Below are 18,639 nucleotides of genomic sequence, written 5' to 3'. Positions count from 1 at the left end.
GTGTGTGCTAGTTGAACGTGCAGGGCAAATGGTGATATTTGCTGCGTTAATCAAACATCAAGGCTTTACCGCTGCGGCCAAAAGCTTAGGCGTATCAGTATCGCATGTTAGTAAGCAGTTGGCCTTACTGGAAGCCTCGCTCGGGGTGAAGCTCGTTCAGCGAACCACTCGCAGCTTCACCACAACCGAGGCTGGAGAGGCTTTTTATCGCCATTGTATTGCGGTCGTTGGGTTGATGGATGCTGCGCAGTCTGAAATGGAAAGCCAGCGTGATGAGGTGTCTGGGCTGATTAAGCTTGGTCTTTCACAGTCGTTTGGTTCTTTGCACATTTTGCCAGCACTGGAGGCGCTTCGTCAGCGTTATCCAAAACTGCAAGTGGAAGTGCATTTGTTCGATTATCGAGTCGATATGCTCGAAGAAGGGCTTGATTTGTGGGTGACCAACAACGAACATTTGCCGGAAGGGTACGTGGCGCAACGTCTCGCCGATTGCCAATTTGTGCTGGCGGCGTCACCGGAATACTTATTAAACCATTCACCCCCTCAGACACCCAGTGATCTGTTAGGTCACAACTGTCTTATCTACCGTAGTTGGGAGCGAGATTACACCCGTTGGTCGTTTGCCAATCCAGAGCAAAAAATCAACATCAATGTGTCGGGTAACTATTCGGTAGATTTAGCCGAAGCCGTGCGTGACGCCGCCGTGGCAGGGTGGGGTGTTGCTTACTTGGCGACTTATTTAATTCGAGATGAATTTCGAACCGGTAAACTGATCCAATTGCTGCCAGATTGGCACGCAAATCAAAGCATGCCTTTTTATGCGGTTTACCCGAGCCGGCAGCACATGCCGAAGAAAACCTCAGCCGTGATTGAATTTATCAAGGCTTTAATCGGTACACCTTGCTATTGGGATACTCAATTAGAGCCTTACATCCGTTTTACAAAAGCGTAATGAGCACGGTTTATTATTTCCCAACTCAGAAACATATTTTCTATATGGAAAATACAAGCCTAGGCAATCGTTTAGCTTGTTACAAATCAACAGCTTGAAAATGGAAGATTAAGGCTGCTACTGTTAAGCACACCTCTGTAACATTTGCGACTTGCGCATTCGTTTTCGCACGATAGAATGCGCGCCTTTCCTATCCCCGTTATCTGGATTGACAGCAAATGAACTCATTACTTGGCGTCGTCGCCATCTTATTTACGGCTTGGCTACTTTCTACCAATAGAAAAAACATCCAACTTAGAACCGTATCGCTCGCTTTTTTATTGCAAGTAGGCTTTGCACTATTGGTTCTGTATGTCCCTATGGGGAAAGAAGTGCTCAACAGTGTCACGGGTGCGGTATCGAATTTGATCAATTATGGGCAAGAGGGAATTGGCTTTCTCTTTGGCGGTTTAGCCAATGGTAGCGTTGGTTTTGTGTTTGCGATTAATATGCTTGGCATCATCATTTTCTTCTCTGCTTTGATCTCCGGTTTGTACCACATTGGTTTGATGCCTAAAGTAATTAATTTGATTGGTGGTGGTTTGCAAAAATTATTGGGTACGGGGCGTGCAGAGTCACTGTCGGCCACGGCGAACATTTTTGTCGGCATGATTGAAGCACCGTTAGTCGTTAAGCCCTATTTAAAGCACATGAGTGATTCGCAATTTTTTGCGGTGATGACGTGTGGCTTAGCCTCGGTTGCGGGCGGAACGTTAGTTGGCTATGCCTCACTGGGCGTTAACCTTAACTATCTTATTGCGGCGGCATTTATGTCAGCTCCAGCCGGTTTGTTGATGGCGAAAATTTTGCTGCCGGAAACCGAAGCGCAAAGTCAGCAGGTGGCCAACGAAGAGGTTGAGATACCAAAAGCAACCAATGTGGTTGAAGCCGTAGCTGATGGTGCAATGTCAGGGCTTCGTATCGCGGTTGCAGTTGGGGCAACGTTACTGGCCTTCATCAGTGTGATTGCGCTACTCAACGGCCTATTGGGCTGGGTGGGCGGTCTGTTTGGCTTAACCCTTAGTTTTGAATTGATTTTAGGCTACCTATTTGCTCCAGTTGCGTGGCTGGTGGGCATTCCATGGAGCGAAGCGATGACGGCAGGCTCACTGATTGGTAATAAAATTGTCGTGAACGAGTTTGTCGCTTTTATCCAATTGATGGACGTAAAAGATTCGCTCAGTGAACATTCTCAAGCGATTGTAACTTTTGCTCTGTGCGGCTTTGCCAATATTTCGACCATGGCAGTATTGATCGGTGGTTTGGGCAGTTTGGTGCCAGAGCGTCGCAGCTTCATCTCTCAATATGGTTTTCGAGCGATCAGCGCTGGCGTGCTGGCTAACTTGATGAGTGCTGCGCTTGCTGGGGTTATTTTGTCGCTATAAACGTAGCGTTTCTATTGGTTACGAAAACCCACCATACATTTTGTATCTTCGATGCCGGCTAATAGAGCCGGCATTTTTATCCATCCACCTCACCAAAATAATATTGACCATATCAATTTCTCAACGACGTGTGATTAGGTGAGTTCGTGAAGTCCGCCGAAAAAGATTTGCAAGCGGTGTTGATGTTAAAATCATGCCGTGATTTTGAGCTGAGATAATTAAAATTATCAGTTATTTAGAGTGCAATTCTCGTCCTCTAGCTTATTAGTTATATACCCTGCCTACTTGATGTTGCTTTGTCTCGCGTATTGCAGGCCACCACGTCAAGTTAATTGGGAACGGGTTAATTATTCATAAGCAAAGGAGAGAACAATGAGTTCTTATCTACTCAGAGCCGCCATCATTACAACGTTAGGGATAAGCTACCAAGCTCAAGCCTATAACTGTGATGGCTTGGGCTCTTGGGATACGGCCGCCATTTATACGTCCGGTGATAAAGTGACGCAATCTAACGCAGCCTATCAAGCTAACTATTGGACGCAGGGAAATGATCCTGCAAGCAATAACGGCCCCTGGGCATTTTGGCTATCACTCGGGCAGTGTGACAGCGGTGGTGGCAATGTTCCACCCACGCTAAATCTCGTTTCTCCTGCCAATAATGCACAAATCCCACAAGGCAGCTTAATCACGCTGCAAGCCACCGCGTCTGATAGCGATGGTAGCGTGGCACAGGTTGAATTTTTGATTAATGGCGTGTCGATCGCCGTCATCACACAAGCGCCTTTCCAAACCGATTGGACTGCCGCTTTAGGCGCAACCCAAGTGACTGCAATTGCCACTGATGATCAGGGTGCGACTACGTCAACAGAGTCAACCATCTCGGTTACGCCTGTTGGTGGTTTAGTGCCTCCTTCCATCTCCTTAACCAGCCCAACAGGTGCTGAGCAGCTAGCGGCTGGTGACTCATTGACGCTAAGCGCTAATGCCACCGATTCGGATGGAACCGTCACGCAAGTTGATTTTTATGTGGATGGACAACTCGTCGCTTCAGATACTGCAGAACCTTATGCCCACGATTGGACTGCTGTCTCAGGCTCTCACACCTTTAAAGCCAAAGCGACGGATAATGATAACCAAACGACTCATAGCCAAGAGGTCGCCTTGGTTGTATCTGGAGGCTCAAGTGGTGGTTGTGCAGGTTTAGCAACCTATGTGGCGGGTAGCAGTTACGCTGCGGGCGAACTGGTGCAAAACAATAATCAAAAGTTCCGTTGTGATATCGCAGGTTGGTGCTCTTCCAGCTCAGCGTGGGCCTATGAGCCGGGCAAAGGAAGTTATTGGCAAGAAGCGTGGACAGGAATGGGCGCGTGCGCCACGCCACCTACCGTTTCATTGACAAGCCCTGCTGATAATGAAGTGATTCTGGCTGGTTCTACCATCCTGCTCAGTGCACAAGCTAATGATGCCGATGGCAGTGTAGTACAAGTGGAATTTCTTGCTGATGGCACGAGCCTTGGCGTAGTAAACCAAGCGCCTTATTCGGTTGAGTGGGTTGCGAACAAGGTAGGAAGTACCACACTCAAAGCCATCGCAACCGATAATGACAATAATAGCGCTGAAAGTCAGATTAACGTTTCAGTGAGCGATCAAGCGTTAGTGGTGTCGTTAACATCGCCAACGTCAGGGCAAACCGTCGGTTTAGGTAAACCAGTCAATATTGCTGCCAATGCGACGTCACTCACTGGTGCTGTTTCTAAAGTCGATTTCTTAGTGAATGGAGCGGTGGTCGCAATTGATACCAGTGCGCCTTATGCCTACACTTGGACACCTACGGCTATCGGCGAATACACAGTGGCTGCGCAAGCTTATGATGTAGGCAGTAGTGTATTGTCAGACGCAGCTGCCGTGAAGGTGGTTGAACAGACACAGAAAAAGCACAAATTGATCGGTTACTGGCATAATTTTGTCAATGCTGCTGGCTGCCCAATGCGTCTCGCTGATATGTCTGATGCGTGGGATGTGATCGATATTGCATTTGCCGATAATGACCGCAATAGTAATGGAACCGTGCATTTCAATCTTTTCGCAGGCGATGCGCATAGTAGCTGTCCCGCCTTAGATGCTACCCAGTTCAAGCAAGATATGGCGGCCTTGCAAGCCAAAGGCAAAGTTTTTGTTTTGTCACTTGGTGGCGCTGAAGGCAACATTACGCTCAATACTGACAGTGATGAAGCGCACTTTGTTGATAGTTTGACGGCGTTGATCAAAGAGTGGGGTTTTGATGGTTTGGACGTTGATTTAGAAAGTGGTTCTAACTTAATGCATGGCTCGCAAATTCAAGCGCGCTTGGGACGGGCATTAAAGCAAATTGAAGCCAACATCGGCGGTGATATGTACCTGACCATGGCACCAGAACACCCTTATGTTCAAGGAGGAATGGTGGCTTATAGCGGCATTTGGGGAGCGTATATTCCTATCATCAATGAGGTTCGTGACACACTCGATCTACTTCATGTCCAGCTCTATAACAACGGTGGGTTACCAAACCCTTATCTACCGGGTGCAGCACCTGAAGGTTCGGTGGATATGATGGTCGCTCAATCAAAAATGCTGTTAGAAGGGTTTGATTTGGCCGATGGTTCACGCTTTGAACCACTGCGTGACGATCAAGTTGCAATCGGTTTGCCTTCTGGCCCGAGCTCTGCCAACTCTGGGCAAGCGCCCACGCAAAACATTCTTGATGCGTTGGACTGCTTAACCAAGGGAACCTCTTGCGCGACGGTGAAACCGAGCTTCAACTACCCTAACTACGGTGGTGTGATGACATGGTCTATTAACTGGGACGAACACGACGGCTACAATTTCTCTACGCCAATAGGCAACAAACTGACGCAAATGAATAATGCCCAATAAAGGCTAAGTTGGTTTATAACGCAAGAACCCCAGCGCAGTGCTGGGGTTCTTTTTGGCTCGCTGATCATAGCTAGCAATAACCACTAGCAATAATCAATAGCAATAATCAATAACAAGATCAGTTATTGGGGTGAAATTGCTCGCACGCCAACAGGGTGTTTTCAATCAAACTAGCAACCGTCATTGGCCCGACACCACCCGGAACAGGGGTGATCAAGCTTGCTTTGGTGCGCGCTACATCGTACTCGACATCGCCAATCAGTTTGCCTGACTCCAAGCGGTTGATGCCCACATCAATCACCACGGCACCTTCTTTAATCCATGCACCGGGAATAAAATTGGGTTTACCAACGGCCACCACCAACAAATCAGCTTGGCGAACATGGTGCTCTAAATCTTTAGTGAAGCGATGGCATGTGGTTGTGGTGCAACCAGCCAGTAGCAGCTCTAACGTCATTGGTCGGCCGACAATATTGGATGCGCCCACAATCACCGCATGCTTACCACGCAGTTGAACGTTATAGCGCTCAAGCAAAGTGATGATCCCTTTGGGCGTGCAAGAGCGCAGTTTAGGAATGCGTTGGGCTAAACGGCCCACATTGTAAGGATGAAAACCATCGACATCTTTTTCAGGAACAATGCGTTCAAGCACATGGGTTGTGTCAATCCCAGCAGGTAAGGGCAGTTGCACTAAAATGCCGTCAATTTCAGGGTCGGCATTGAGCTTATCGATTAACGCCAGTAGCTCCTCTTCACCTGCAGTGGCCGGAAGATCATAGGATTTAGAAACAAAACCCACCTCTTCACAAGCACGACGTTTGCTGCCGACATACACTTGTGACGCAGGATCTTCTCCCACCAGCACCACCGCTAGCCCCGGAGCTCGAAGACCCACTTGAGTGCGAGCTTTTACCCGCGCCGCTACTTCAGAGCGAACCGTCTGGGAGATGAGTGTCCCATCAATATTTTGAGCAGTCATGGCTTTCCTTACACATTGGTCGCAAATATTTTTGGGCGCATTGTCGCAGATATTTAAAGTAACATCTATAAGCAAACGTTTGCTTTGTTCTGTTTTTCGTCACATGGTTAGCGAATGGCAGTTTTTTAGGCATTTGAAACAGAATGTTAGAGAAAGCGATTGATTTACGGAGTTCAACTCGTATAATCCTGTCCCTGTAGCGCGCCCTTAGCTCAGCTGGATAGAGCACGTCCCTTCTAAGGATGTGGTCGTAGGTTCGAATCCTACAGGGCGCGCCATTTATTCAAGAAAGCCCCGATAACTCAAAAAGTTATCGGGGCTTTTGTTTTTCATGTTCATCCGTTCGGTTTTTTACTCCGATGGTACTTTTGTGCAGAGTGTTGATAATTTCATCGCTTTCATCTTATTACATCTTGCTCCTACTGGCCTCGCAAAACGCACCTTCTTAGCTATCCCACGAATATTTTGTGCCACACTCTATGTGAAATTTAATTCATATGGAGGGTGCGTAATGAATCTAACCAAATCTTCTTTAGTGACATGGTTTATCTGTTTTAGCCCAATGGTGGTAAGCCATCAGTTGTATCCTGATGTCGATACTCCACGGCTTAACGAAGCGCAGCTTGCAGAGAGCCAACTGCCATTTTCTCTGATTAGCGATGATGAGTTTGTTTTTCGACCTCATCAACGTCCTTTCAATATTGAAGATTTTATTGGTACCCATCAGCCAAATTGGCTTGAGCTTGTCGAGTCAGTTAGCCATTGGGCTGGGGCAACGGGGGTTGATCCTCGAGTGTTATTGACCACTTTAGCGTTATTAGAGCAAGAGAGTGCTTCGGATCAAAGCTTGGACGATAGACAGCGGCAGATCAAAGATATTGCGAATCAACTGTCTCAGCGTTTCTATCACTATCAAGAAAGTTCATCGGCTCTTCAATACAATGCTGCGACGTTAGCGGTCATGCAGCAATTGAATCGGGTGGATGATTGGGCGTTATGGAAATCGCAATATGAGCTTTGGTTTGGTGCTTTCAGCGAGCCACAAAACACACCAGCTCCTATGCGTATGGGAAACCTCATTGCTTCGCCTAGTGAGGGGTTTATGCAGTGGCCATGGCGCAAAGGGTATCAATGGATACCTAACGGTACGCATGCGCACAGTGGTTCAGGTTTTCCGCTTTCTTCAATCGACGTTTCTTACGATTGGCCAGCTTGGGGCGCGCCAACTTACAGTGTAACGGCCGCGCATGATGGCTACGTGTCGGTGATGTCTCGGTGCCAACTGCGCGTGACGCATCCAAACGGTTGGGCGACGAACTATTACCATATGGACGGAATCCAAGTCGCGAATAATCAGTGGGTGACGAAAGACAGTAAGTTGGGTGTTTATGCTAACCAGCGCTCCATTGCTTTGTGTGAAGGTGGATCGTCCACTGGTCCTCACTTGCACTTCTCATTGCTTTATCAAGGGCGTTTTCAATCTTTACAAGGTGTGAGTTTTGGGCCATATAAGGTTCAGACTGGGCGATATAGTTACGATAATCATTGCCAATATACATGGCTGTACGACCAACGTAAGCAACAGAAAGTCTGCTTATGGCAACCTATTTATAATTAAGGTTCACGCTGAAATGTTGTGATGGAAAATGTTGGTGCAAGGTGCTCTCTTACACCAACATTCATTTTGTGCTCAACCGATTTGTTGTGTCGTGAGCCGATCACTGACTTACCGTTCTTTAACGACGAAACGAACGGTTACGTGCGGAACGCTCTTTATGGGCAGAAGCCGCTTTAGCCTGTGAGTTTAAAATGGAATCAACCGTCAGCTCCATTGGCTCTTTAGGTTTGAGGCCATGTGGGAAAGTGCGCGCGCGCGGTGGCAGATCATATTCTTCAGCTGAAGCGCGTGGCATACGTTTAAAGCGATATAGGTAGAAGTTTTCTACTTTCTCTCTCGCCCAATCGGTTTTATTGAGATATTTCACGCTGCTGGCAACCGATGGGTTGGTATGGAAGCAGTTAAAACGCATTGCCGTATCGAGAATATCCCAACCGTAAAAATCCACTAGTTCTTGCAGTAATGTTTCTAACTTAAGACCGTGTAATGGGTTATTTCTTTGTAATTCAATTCTTTCTTCTTCAGTCATCATAACGAGTTCCTAAGTAGTTCACTAACCGAGGCCAGCAGGGGTGTATGGTTTTCGTTGGTTTTTTATTCAAACAACGTGGCATCACGAATGATCATCTCTTAACACGCTAGTTGAAGGGGCCGCATTCTAACAGAATTCAGTGACCCTCCCTAAGATTATCGTGCGGAAGATCAGCGTTGTTTGATTGGTCAGATTTTTCTGCGTTCAATAAAAGGACATAGCGCTTAAAGAGCTTGGATTGCTGTCTTTACACAGATTTACTTGTTACTTCATCTACTTTACGTTGTGCTTGTTACTCTTAGATAACCTTTTTATTTAAGTGGTTATTGTGATGAGCAGAGTAAGCAAAACGGTATTGATTGTGATGGTGGTTGTCTCGGTATTATGGATGCAAGCCGAGCCAACGCTTTTGGTGTCTGAAAACCTCTTCAAGTGGCGATCGGCTTTTATCCAGTGGTCAGGCATTTTGGCCATTGTGGCGATGTCATTGGCTATGGTGCTGGCGCTTCGTTTGCCCCTTGTTGAGCAGTGGACGCAAGGAATCGATAAAGGCTATCGGATACACAAATGGCTGGGTATTTCGGCCACGTTGCTTGGTTTATTTCACTGGCTTTGCTACCAGATACCGAAATGGATGATCGCACTTGAGCTCCTGACTAAACCTAATCGGCTCAATGGCTCGGGCCCACAGGGGAACTTGTCGGGTTTTGCGCTTTGGGTAAAAGAGATGCGCCCGATTGGGTTAGCCATTGGCGAATGGGGGTTCTACTCATTATTGCTGCTGGTGGGTGTATCACTGTGGCTAACCATTAAATACAAACCGTTTCGCTTATCGCACCGTTTGATGGCGGTGGTGTACCTTTTGCTGGCTGGGCATTCGGTATTATTGTTGAAAAAGGTGTATTGGGGCTGGCCGATTTATTGGTTAGTGTTGATGTTTATTGCGCTTGGCTCCGCGGCAGCAGTCTACAGTTTGCTTGGATTTGTGGGCCGAAATGCACGTTATTCAGCGAAGGTTAGCGCATACCACTACTGCGCAGCGAGCCAAACGTTAGATTTAAGAATTAAGATGGAGAAACCTTGGCCCGGGCATAAAGCAGGGCAGTTTGCCTATTTGAGTTTTGTTGGCGAAGAGCCACATCCGTTTACTATTGCTTCGTACAATGAGGCTAATGAGCTGCGATTTTTGATCAAAGAGCTCGGCGATTTTACCACAGGCCTTTATAAGAGAATTACCGTGGGTGAGCCGATTGAGGTCGAAGGTCCATATGGACGATTTGAGTTTTATAGTGATAGGCCACAAGTCTGGATTGGTGGCGGTGTCGGCATCGCTCCATTTATGGCTGGGTTAGATTATTTACACACGGTAAAAGCGCATCCGGCTACTTATCTGTTTTTCTGCTGCCACCATGCAGAGCAAGCCCTGTGTGATGAGCTTAAGCAGAAAGCATTGCGTGCAGGTGTCTCCCTCACAGTGATTGATTCAAGCATTGCGCCGCATTTGTCTGCCGAGACTATTGCTCGCCAGTGTGGTGATTTAAGTGGTTTTGAGTTTTTCTTTTGTGGCCCTGTTGCGTTTTCACGGACTTTAAAACAGGCGTTGAAGCCTTACCATGTAGACGTTGAAACTCAGTTCCATGAAGAGTTGTTTATGATGCGTTGAGTATTTGTTGTGAAATGACCAAGCCCCATGTTTTCTAAGAATGACAGCACGAATGACAGCATGAACAACAGATAGTGACCTTGCGAAAAAGAATAGATAAATCAAGTCACTTACTTGAATAAAATTCATATTGCACTTCAATGTTATTCACTATGATCTTGCTCACAGTATGCTTCAATGGCACTGACCAATAAAGCATTATGGATACGATATTATGAGCAAATTAACCCTTCTTGATGGTGGCATGGGGCGTGAATTAAAAAGAATTGGCGCTCCTTTTTCTCAGCCACTTTGGAGCGCGCAAGCGCTGATTGAATCTCCACAACATGTTCGTTTAGCTCACCAAGGATTTATTGATAGCGGTGCCGACATCATCACGGTGAATAGCTATGCGTGTGTCCCTTTTCACTTGGGCGAGTCACTATATCAAACCGATGGTGCAAGGTTAGCGAACTTAGCCGCGCAGATTGCTGCGGAAGTAGCACAGCAGTCAGAACGTCCGATTTTAGTGGCGGGTTCTATGCCACCGGCTATGGGAAGCTATCGGCCTGATCTCTTTCAAGCCGAAGTCGCACGAGCGATTTCACTCACTTTGTATCAAGCACAAGATCCTTATGTGGACGTCTGGTTAGCGGAGACGATTGCCAGTTTAGAAGAGTTGAGCATGATCCAATCGGTGTTTGCCTCATCAACCAAGCCTTGCTATTACGCACTGACTCTGAAAGATGACTCTAATATCGCACAATTGCGTTCTGGGCAGTCAGTGTCTGAAGCCGCAGAACAAATCTATTCTGCGGGTGGGGCGGGTATTTTCTTTAACTGCTCAATACCCGAGGTGATGGCTGATGCCATTCAACAGGCGAAAACGGTGTTGGAAGGCCGAGCGCAAAAGATTGAAATCGGCGTTTATGCAAACAGTTTTACGCCGATTAAATTGGATCACGCCGCTAACGAAACCGTACAAGCCATGCGTGAGTTTAGTGCAGAAGATTATCTCGCATTTGCCAAGCAGTGGTATGCCCTCGGTGCAACCGTGATCGGCGGATGTTGTGGCATCACCCCTCGCCATATTCAAGCACTTTATGAATGGAGGCGCAGTTTTGAAAAATCTTAATTATGGATTGGCTTTTCCTGCGATTGCGTTAGTGCTTGTTTTGTTAACGGTATCTGCGCTTTATCCAGCCACCTCTCAAGCGATGGCGGCGCAAGCTATGGGCTGGGTGAGCCACTGGTTTGGCTGGTTAGTACAGATGGCAAGTTTGGCGTTAGTGGTTTTTTTACTGTGGCTAGCGTGTTCGAAATACGGCCGCATTCGTTTAGGTGAAGAAAAAACTGAATACAGTAATTTTTCTTACGGCGGGATGATTTTTACCGCTGGCGTCGGGGCGTCACTCATTTACTGGGCGATAGGTGAGCCGATGTATTACTTACAATCACCGCCGTTATTTGCTGAGCCTAATAGTTATCCTGCTGCGGCATGGGCCGTTACCTACTCTATTTTTCATTGGGGCATTACAGGCTGGGCGATTTACTGCTTTCCAGCGATTCCGTTTGCTTATGCATTTTATGTACAAAAAAAACGCACGTTAAAAGTTTCCAGTTTGTGTTCTTCGGTAGTGGGTGACCATCCTTTGGTGGCAAAAAGTATCGATCTATTGTCGATTTTTGGTACGTTGGCCGCGTTTGCTAGCTCGCTAGCCTTAACTGTGACTTTGGTCAGCGCCGGTGTGGCAGAGCTGTTACAAATTGAGAATAGCCTTGGCTTACAAGGCACAATTATTGTGCTTTTTGTGGCTGCGTTAGTGGTTGTGATGGGGGTTGGTTTTAATCAGGGTATCAACATGATTTCTAACTGGACAGTCAGCATGGCGGTGTTGTTTGCCCTGTTTGTATTATTGGCGACTCAACCTTCTTTCATTCTTAATAGTTTCACTGACTCGCTGGGCGTGATGTTGGATAATTTCTTTAGAATGTCATTGTGGACAGACCCTGTTCAGCAAAGTGGTTTTGCACAAGGCTGGACTCAGTACTATTGGTTTTGGTATTACGCGTACTTGATTATGATGGGCCTATTCATCACGCGAATTTCTCGTGGACGAACGATTCGTGAAGTGGTTTTGTACACCATCTCGATGGGCGCTTTGGGTTGTGCATTTTTTATCTCCATTTTTGGTGGCTATGCGGTGTGGGCTCAAATGCTGGGCGGTTTACCCGTTCAGGGCTGGATGGCAGAAGGTGGCTTAACCTACGCAGTGGTTTCATTGATAAAAACCTTGCCTGGGGGAAATGGGGTGCTTGGGCTATTTCTACTCATTCAGTTTTTATTGATGCTGACCACTATGTCCAGTGCGAGTGTTGCGACGGCGATGCTCACCACCAATGAATTGGCTTTGAATGGTGATCCTGATAATCGAGTAAAATTGCTTTGGGCCTGTGCGATTGGGCTGATCAGTTTAAGTGTATTTTTGGCTGGGGGAGGGATTGAAACCATTAAGTCGCTTTGTGTGGTCGCAGGCCTTCCTATGATGTTCATTTACGCCATCATGCTCAAAACCTTTTTACATACTTTAGGCATTTTGCCCAATCAGCATGAGCGGGAATCTGATCAAGAACCCGTGTTAATGAAAGTCACTTAAAGCAAGCCTTAACCTTATAGCCTTTAGTAAAACAAGCCAGCACGATGAAGATGCTGGCTTGTTGTATTGAACAATGACTCTCTTTGAGGTTTAAATATTATTGAGAACCATGAAATGGGTCGAAAGTGGGGTGAAGTTGATCATCACATAGCTCTCTTGTTCGTTGACGAAGAGCGTCAGCGTTTGTTGATTTAGCGGGTCGAATAGAGTGTGCTCACCACTGGTTAACTGCCAATAAGTGGTCAATGCTTTAGGTAAATGCAGTTTTACGGTTTTGCCACTTGTGGCACTGAAGTTTGCTGCGATGATCAGCTTTTGTGATGGGTTAGAGCGAGCAAAGGCAAATAAGCCATCTTGTTGGTCGGAGAAGTGTTCAACATTGGCGGAGTACAGATCATGATATTCACCGGTCAGTGCGGGGCTCTGTTTGACTAAATTCAGTAATGTTGAGTAGAAATGGCGCAGCTGTTTCTCGCTCTCGTTTAATTGGCCACCATCAAATGCGCCGTTATTCATCCATTTTTGGTGTTGTGGAACACCGATATAGTCAAAAATAGAGGTGCGAGAAGGCTGTCCAAAGCCGGCATGTTCCGCTCCCGGTTCACCCACTTCTTGCCCAAAATAAAGCAAGGTTGGTGAACTGGATAAACAGGCTGAAATCAACATGGCTGGGCGTGCTTTATGTGCTTCCCCTGCAAATTCAGGCGAGGCAATTCTCTGCTCGTCATGGTTTTCCAAGAAATGCAGCATGTGATGCTCAATGTCGCGCAGTTGATATTCAATACGACCAATCTCTTTGGTAGAGCCGTGTCCTTGCATGATGGCTTTGAGACTATCGTAAAGGTCGACTTTGTCGTACAGATAGTCCATTTTCCCGAGCTGGATATAATCGCGGTATAAATCTGGCTGATACACCTCTGCCATTAAAAAAGCATCGGGGGTGTGTAGCTTAATTGCCGAGTTGAGATAGCTCCAAAATTCAATCGGTACCATTTCGGCCATATCATAACGAAAGCCATCCACGCCTTTATCGAGCCAATAAAGAGCGATATCCCTAAATTTACGCCATGAATCCGGGATACTTTTGTCTTGCCAGAAAACGGCGTGTTCAAGGTGAGATAGGAAACGGTATTGCTGCGGAAGCTCGGCAAAATCTTTGCCTCCATCAGGTTTGATGCCGTAGTTTATTTTGACGGTTTCATACCAATCATCGATGTTCGGCTTGGCTAAACGAGATCCATTGCCTGTCCATTTTGCGGGGTGTTCGTAAAACGGGGTGGCTAAATCTGGGTGGCATTCACCGCCCAACGGTAGTAATGAGGTGGGAATATCTGGCAGTTTAAAGGAGGTGTCGGGTAGGTAATAGAAGTTATTGTCCCTGGCGTATTGCACACTGGTATCATCATTTTCACCAAAATCATTGACTCCGACAGGGTTATTGAGCCCTTGATATTGGCGCGCCACGTGGTTAGGGACAATGTCGATGATGACTTTCATGCCCGCTTGGTGTGTACGCTTAATCAAGGCTTCAAATTCGTGATTACGCTGAGCTGGGTCGTCGGCTAAATCAGGGTTTATCGAATAGTAGTCTTTAATGGCGTAAGGCGAGCCCGCTCTACCTTTGACAACACTTGGGTGATCATTCTCTATTCCCCATGCACGGTAATCACCCACCAGTGCGTGATGTAAAACACCGGTATACCAAATATGAGTGATCCCAAGTTGATGAATTGCATTGAGTGCATCGTCAGTGAAGTCACTTAATTTACCGACGCCATTTTGTTCTTTCGTTGCCCAAGGTGTGTTGCAACAGTTTGTATTACCGAATAAGCGCGTGAAAACTTGATAGATAGTGTATTTGTTGTAAGCCATAACGTGTCAACCTAAGCGATGATGGGATGCGAGAAATAGGAGATGAGTTGCAGGCTAATAGAAGTTGATGAAGACAGAATCATCCTTGAGTAGTGATTTTGGGGCGTAGAGAGAAAGAAGGCGTAAAAGTGTGATGCGGGAATGGTTTAGTCAACAAAATCCCACCGGGCGGTGGGATTTGTAAAGAAACATTATGCTTATGAGCGTTTTTCTTGTTTAGGGCGAGGGCTACGACGCGGTGCACTTGAGTGCTCGTTATCACGCTTTTTCAAGTGGTAATTTAAAATGGAAATAGGCACGTCTTTTTTCGGTGTGAAACCTTCAATTTCTTTACGCACAAGCAAATGTCCTAAGCGGCTTTCAATCATGCACAAGTTTTTAAAATCATCGCGTGATACGAGAGAAATTGCTTCACCGGTTGCACCAGCACGACCGGTTCGTCCAATACGGTGAATGTAGTTCTCCGCAGGATAAGGCAAGTCGTAATTCACCACTCTTTCTAAGTTGTCAATATCAATACCGCGCGCGGCAACGCCCGTTGCAATCAAAAATTGCAGTTTACCTGCTTTGAAATCGGCTAATAATTTTTCACGAACTTCTTGGCTACGGCCACTGTGAAACGCCTCTGCCGCAATGCCACGCTTTTCCAGTTGGCTCGCCAGCTTTGCCGCACCGTGTTTGGTTTCGATGAAAATCATCGCCTGTTGCCATTGGTTTTTAGTAATCAAATGGCTCAGTAGTGCAGATTTTTGATCTTTATCGACAGTGATAATCCACTGCTCAATTTGATTTGGCGTGCGGTTGTAACCAGCGACATCAATTTCAATCGGATTATTAATGGCTGATTTAGCCAACTCGCGCACTGGGCGAGAAAGGGTCGCCGAAAACAGCAAGTTCTGACGGTTTAGTGGCAGGCGATCAACAATTTTATTGATGTCTTCAATGAACCCCATGTCGAGCATGCGGTCAGCTTCATCCATCACCAGCACTTCAAGCTCATCAAAATGAACGGCGCGTTGGCCATACATATCAAGCAAGCGCCCCGGCGTGGCGATCAAAATATCCACCCCTTCAATCAAGCGTTGTTTTTGTTTTTGCGAATCGACACCGCCGTACATCGCAAGGCAGGTTAAGGACAGATACTTTGCGTATTGAGTGACGTTCTCTTCCACTTGCAGAGCCAATTCGCGAGTGGGCGCTAAAATTAATGCGCGAACACGTTTGGCGCGCTGAGTTGTTCCTTGACTAAGCATCTGCAAAATGGGCAGTACAAAGCTAGCGGTTTTACCCGTGCCGGTTTGCGCTGCCGCAATGACATTTTTACCCGTCAAAATGGCAGGGATTGCCTGTTCTTGAATCGGTGTTGGGGCAGAATAGCCGAGTTCGTGAACGGCTTTTAAGATTGGATCGCTCAATCCTAGGTTGGAAAATGGCATGCGGGCTCTCAGAGTTAAAAAGTCAAAACAGTTAGCAAGCGATGGCTTTGCTCAGCGTAAGGCGCTACGCCCTAATACTTTGAGTGCAACTCATCGCAAATTCGGCGCATTCTAGCATGAACTCTTCAAATGCGGTGAGATACCTCAGTGTCAGCGATCGTCTCTTTATTCAGAATAGCGCCTCGTTGCCGAGTCACTAATATGAGATACCAATAAGATTGTTATCAATGAGTGCGTGGAGTTGGATTGGCATCACAGAGCTTTTAGAACAAGTGGGATCTATTTTCGATATATTAACCTTACTTATTTGTCAGGGAATAGATTCATGGAATATCAGCAGCTACCGATTCAGTATACTGTGGTGAGTGCGTTAAAATTAGTCCAAAAAAATTGGCTGACTCTCATGCTGCAATCTTCACCTTTTTTGGTGGTGAATCTCTATTTCACGATTGGTGTTGTTGACTTTGATGATCCACAACAGTTGTTTACATTAACGAATGTCATTGTTTATGTGCTTTATACGGTAACGGCGGCGATGGCGACAGTGCGCTTGCATCGTTTGGTTCTGCTGGGTGAAAAATCTTGCCGTTTGAGCACGATTTTTTACTTAAGTTCGCGTGAATTGCGCTTTATTGGATGGTGGGCTGCGTTAGGCGCCATACTGTTTGCCATTCTAATCATACCCATGTTTATCATTGGCTCGCTGGCAAATATAGTGACTATGCCAATGTGGTTAATCCAGCTTTGTACCTATGCCGCAATGCTGCCTATTGGCTGGTTTATCTCCCGTTGGTCATTAGTTTTGCCAGCAACAGCACTAGATCATCAACCTAGAGGTTTGAGTGTCGCGTGGCAAATGTCAAAGCCCCACGCCAAAGCACTATTTGTGCTGATAGGTGTGATCCCCATGCTTATCAACGCACTACTACAGCCCTTGTTTAATCTGCATTTTCTGCCATTGACATTATTATTGTCACTCTTCTGGTTAGTGGTTTGTGCGGTTGAGATTTGTGTGTTGTCGCTCAGCTTTCAGTGGATTGTGCAGCGAGAAGCGATTACCCAGAACCAAGAGTTACGCATTCCTGAATTTACCGCTTAAATAAGCCCTGTATTCACACAGGGCTTGATGAGGATTGAACGGTATTACTATTCACAAGGTGGTGATAGGTGGATTAACGCTAAGCCGCCTAACGAGGTTTCTCGATATTTCCGATTCATATCTTTCCCCGTCTGGTACATGGTCTCAATCACTTTATCTAGAGAAATTAAGCATTTGCTGGTCCGTTTTAGGGCCATGCGTGAAGCGTTAATCGCTTTCACGGCTCCCATTGCATTGCGTTCGATGCAAGGGACTTGAACTAAGCCACCCATTGGGTCGCATGTCATACCCAATGAATGCTCCATGGCAATTTCAGCCGCCATGCAAATTTGTTCGTTGCTGCCACCTCTTAGAGCGGTCAACCCTGCCGCTGCCATTGAAGAAGAGACTCCAATCTCCCCTTGACAGCCTACTTCGGCCCCCGAAATAGAAGCATTGGTTTTGTACAAAATACCAATAGCGCCAGCCACGGCGAGAAAATCTTTCAACTGCTTAGTGTCAAGCTCTCGGATAAAGCGGTGGTAATACATTAATACGGCGGGTATCACTCCTGCCGCGCCATTGGTTGGCGAGGTGACCACTTGCCCTCCCGCTGCATTTTCTTCACTGACCGCGAAAGCAAACAGGTTAATCCAGTCCATGATCTCCATTGGGTCACTTTCAATCGCCGCGTTAGCTTCCAGCTTTTTGAGCAGTGCTGGTGCGCGGCGCGTGACATGCAACCCACCTTCGAGAATGCCTTCCGTTTCAAAGCCGCGCTGCATGCAGAGCGACATCACTTTCCAAATTTGATCGGCTTTGTGGTTAATCGTTTCAAGATCATGAAACGCTATTTCATTGCGCAAAACGAGACTGCCTAAACTTAAGCCATGTTTTTCGGCTTTAAAGAGTAATTCATCAGCAGAAGTAAAAGGAAATTCGACCTCCACGGGTGCATTTGCACTACCGTGTTCCAACTCTTTGGCGGTAGCAACAAAACCGCCTCCCACCGAGTAGTAAGTTTCAAAGGCTAACGTTTCTCCTTGCGCTCCAAAAGCGGTAATCGTCATACCATTTTCATGTAAGGGAAGATTAGTATTTTGGAAGAGGAGGTCAGTTTTTAGCTGGAATGGAATGAGCTTTTTTCCCGCTAAATTAAGCTCACCGTGTTCAATAGCATGCGCTAGCGCTTGATTGGCGCTGGTGATTTTGATGGTGTCAGGCTTATTGCCCAGCAGACCTAATATCACGGCCCGATCAGTGTGGTGGCCACGTCCTGTAAGTGATAATGAACCGTAAAGGTCAATCTGCACTCTTGCCACTTGCGTTAAATCAGCAATGATTTGGCTAAATTGATAGCCTGCAATCATTGGCCCATTGGTGTGTGAGCTAGAAGGGCCCACACCAATTTTAAAAATATCAAAAATGGATAACATCGACTTCACCTTGAATGTGACCTGTAATAGGTGACAACTTTGCCTAATAATACCCTAGTCTAGAGCTCAAGTATTTGCTAACGTGTAAAAGTCTAACCAA

13 protein-coding genes and 1 tRNA gene are annotated in these 18,639 nt (G+C 46.5%); 9 read left to right on the top strand and 5 right to left on the bottom strand.

What is annotated here, in order from left to right; all coding sequences use genetic code 11:
• The first annotated feature begins 4 nt into the window (after nucleotides 1–4).
• From AACV20_RS08095 to AACV20_RS08085, 3 genes are all read left to right on the top strand, one after another.
• Nucleotides 5–952: a LysR family transcriptional regulator gene (locus tag AACV20_RS08095; RefSeq protein WP_170907107.1), complete on the top strand. Its 948-nt coding sequence runs from the start codon at nucleotides 5–7 to the stop codon at nucleotides 950–952.
• Nucleotides 953–1,170: 218 nt separating this feature from the next.
• Nucleotides 1,171–2,376, top strand: a complete 1,206-nt coding sequence (locus AACV20_RS08090) for a NupC/NupG family nucleoside CNT transporter (protein WP_170907106.1) — start codon at nucleotides 1,171–1,173, stop codon at nucleotides 2,374–2,376.
• A 372-nt stretch (nucleotides 2,377–2,748) separates the two neighbouring features.
• Nucleotides 2,749–5,289 carry an Ig-like domain-containing protein gene (locus AACV20_RS08085; protein ID WP_170907105.1) on the top strand — a complete coding sequence of 847 codons (2,541 nt, stop codon included), beginning with the start codon at nucleotides 2,749–2,751 and terminating at the stop codon, nucleotides 5,287–5,289.
• A 118-nt stretch (nucleotides 5,290–5,407) separates the two neighbouring features.
• On the opposite strand, the gene folD is transcribed toward AACV20_RS08085, so the two are convergent.
• A complete protein-coding gene (gene folD, locus AACV20_RS08080; protein WP_010317168.1) occupies nucleotides 5,408–6,268 on the bottom strand; it encodes a bifunctional methylenetetrahydrofolate dehydrogenase/methenyltetrahydrofolate cyclohydrolase FolD in 861 nt (286 codons plus the stop codon).
• A 201-nt stretch (nucleotides 6,269–6,469) separates the two neighbouring features.
• Here folD and AACV20_RS08075 point away from each other — a divergent pair.
• Nucleotides 6,470–6,546: transfer RNA gene (locus tag AACV20_RS08075), tRNA-Arg, on the top strand.
• Nucleotides 6,547–6,779: 233 nt separating this feature from the next.
• Nucleotides 6,780–7,886 carry a M23 family metallopeptidase gene (locus AACV20_RS08070; RefSeq protein WP_170907104.1) on the top strand — a complete coding sequence of 369 codons (1,107 nt, stop codon included), beginning with the start codon at nucleotides 6,780–6,782 and terminating at the stop codon, nucleotides 7,884–7,886.
• A 118-nt stretch (nucleotides 7,887–8,004) separates the two neighbouring features.
• Here the strand turns inward: AACV20_RS08070 and AACV20_RS08065 are convergent, their stop codons facing one another.
• Nucleotides 8,005–8,418: a VF530 family protein gene (locus AACV20_RS08065; protein WP_013857204.1), complete on the bottom strand. Its 414-nt coding sequence runs from the start codon at nucleotides 8,416–8,418 to the stop codon at nucleotides 8,005–8,007.
• Between the two features lie 331 nt (nucleotides 8,419–8,749).
• Between AACV20_RS08065 and AACV20_RS08060 the strand changes: the two genes are divergently transcribed.
• The 3 genes from AACV20_RS08060 (at nucleotide 8,750) to AACV20_RS08050 (ending at nucleotide 12,717) form a co-directional block, all read left to right on the top strand.
• Nucleotides 8,750–10,081 carry a ferredoxin reductase family protein gene (locus AACV20_RS08060; RefSeq protein ID WP_170907103.1) on the top strand — a complete coding sequence of 444 codons (1,332 nt, stop codon included), beginning with the start codon at nucleotides 8,750–8,752 and terminating at the stop codon, nucleotides 10,079–10,081.
• 214 nt (nucleotides 10,082–10,295) lie between these two features.
• Nucleotides 10,296–11,195 carry a homocysteine S-methyltransferase family protein gene (locus tag AACV20_RS08055; protein WP_170907102.1) on the top strand — a complete coding sequence of 300 codons (900 nt, stop codon included), beginning with the start codon at nucleotides 10,296–10,298 and terminating at the stop codon, nucleotides 11,193–11,195.
• The gene (locus AACV20_RS08050; RefSeq protein ID WP_094144900.1) at nucleotides 11,182–12,717 is read left to right on the top strand and encodes a BCCT family transporter; all 1,536 of its coding nucleotides are present in this window, start codon (nucleotides 11,182–11,184) and stop codon (nucleotides 12,715–12,717) included. Before AACV20_RS08055 ends, AACV20_RS08050 begins: the two co-directional genes overlap by 14 nt.
• 90 nt (nucleotides 12,718–12,807) lie before the next feature.
• On the opposite strand, the gene AACV20_RS08045 is transcribed toward AACV20_RS08050, so the two are convergent.
• Together AACV20_RS08045 and AACV20_RS08040 are read right to left on the bottom strand one after the other, a co-directional pair.
• Complete coding sequence (locus AACV20_RS08045; protein ID WP_170907101.1) at nucleotides 12,808–14,589, bottom strand: alpha-amylase family protein; 1,782 nt, start codon at nucleotides 14,587–14,589, stop codon at nucleotides 12,808–12,810.
• Nucleotides 14,590–14,786: 197 nt separating this feature from the next.
• Entirely contained in the window at nucleotides 14,787–16,025 is a 1,239-nt protein-coding gene (locus tag AACV20_RS08040) for a DEAD/DEAH box helicase (RefSeq protein ID WP_170907100.1), read from the bottom strand.
• Between the two features lie 325 nt (nucleotides 16,026–16,350).
• On the opposite strand from AACV20_RS08040, the gene AACV20_RS08035 reads away from it, so the two are divergent.
• The gene (locus AACV20_RS08035) at nucleotides 16,351–17,124 is read left to right on the top strand and encodes a hypothetical protein (RefSeq protein WP_170907099.1); all 774 of its coding nucleotides are present in this window, start codon (nucleotides 16,351–16,353) and stop codon (nucleotides 17,122–17,124) included.
• Between the two features lie 47 nt (nucleotides 17,125–17,171).
• Here the strand turns inward: AACV20_RS08035 and AACV20_RS08030 are convergent, their stop codons facing one another.
• Nucleotides 17,172–18,539: an L-serine ammonia-lyase gene (locus AACV20_RS08030; protein WP_029189727.1), complete on the bottom strand. Its 1,368-nt coding sequence runs from the start codon at nucleotides 18,537–18,539 to the stop codon at nucleotides 17,172–17,174.
• Nucleotides 18,540–18,639: the final 100 nt, after the last annotated feature.

The organism is Vibrio sp. B4-6 (genome assembly GCF_963888245.1).
Classification (GTDB): Bacteria; Pseudomonadota; Gammaproteobacteria; order Enterobacterales; family Vibrionaceae; genus Vibrio; species Vibrio anguillarum.
Note: the sequence above shows the minus strand (reverse complement) of the source record. Positions and strands in the feature narration are given on the sequence as shown.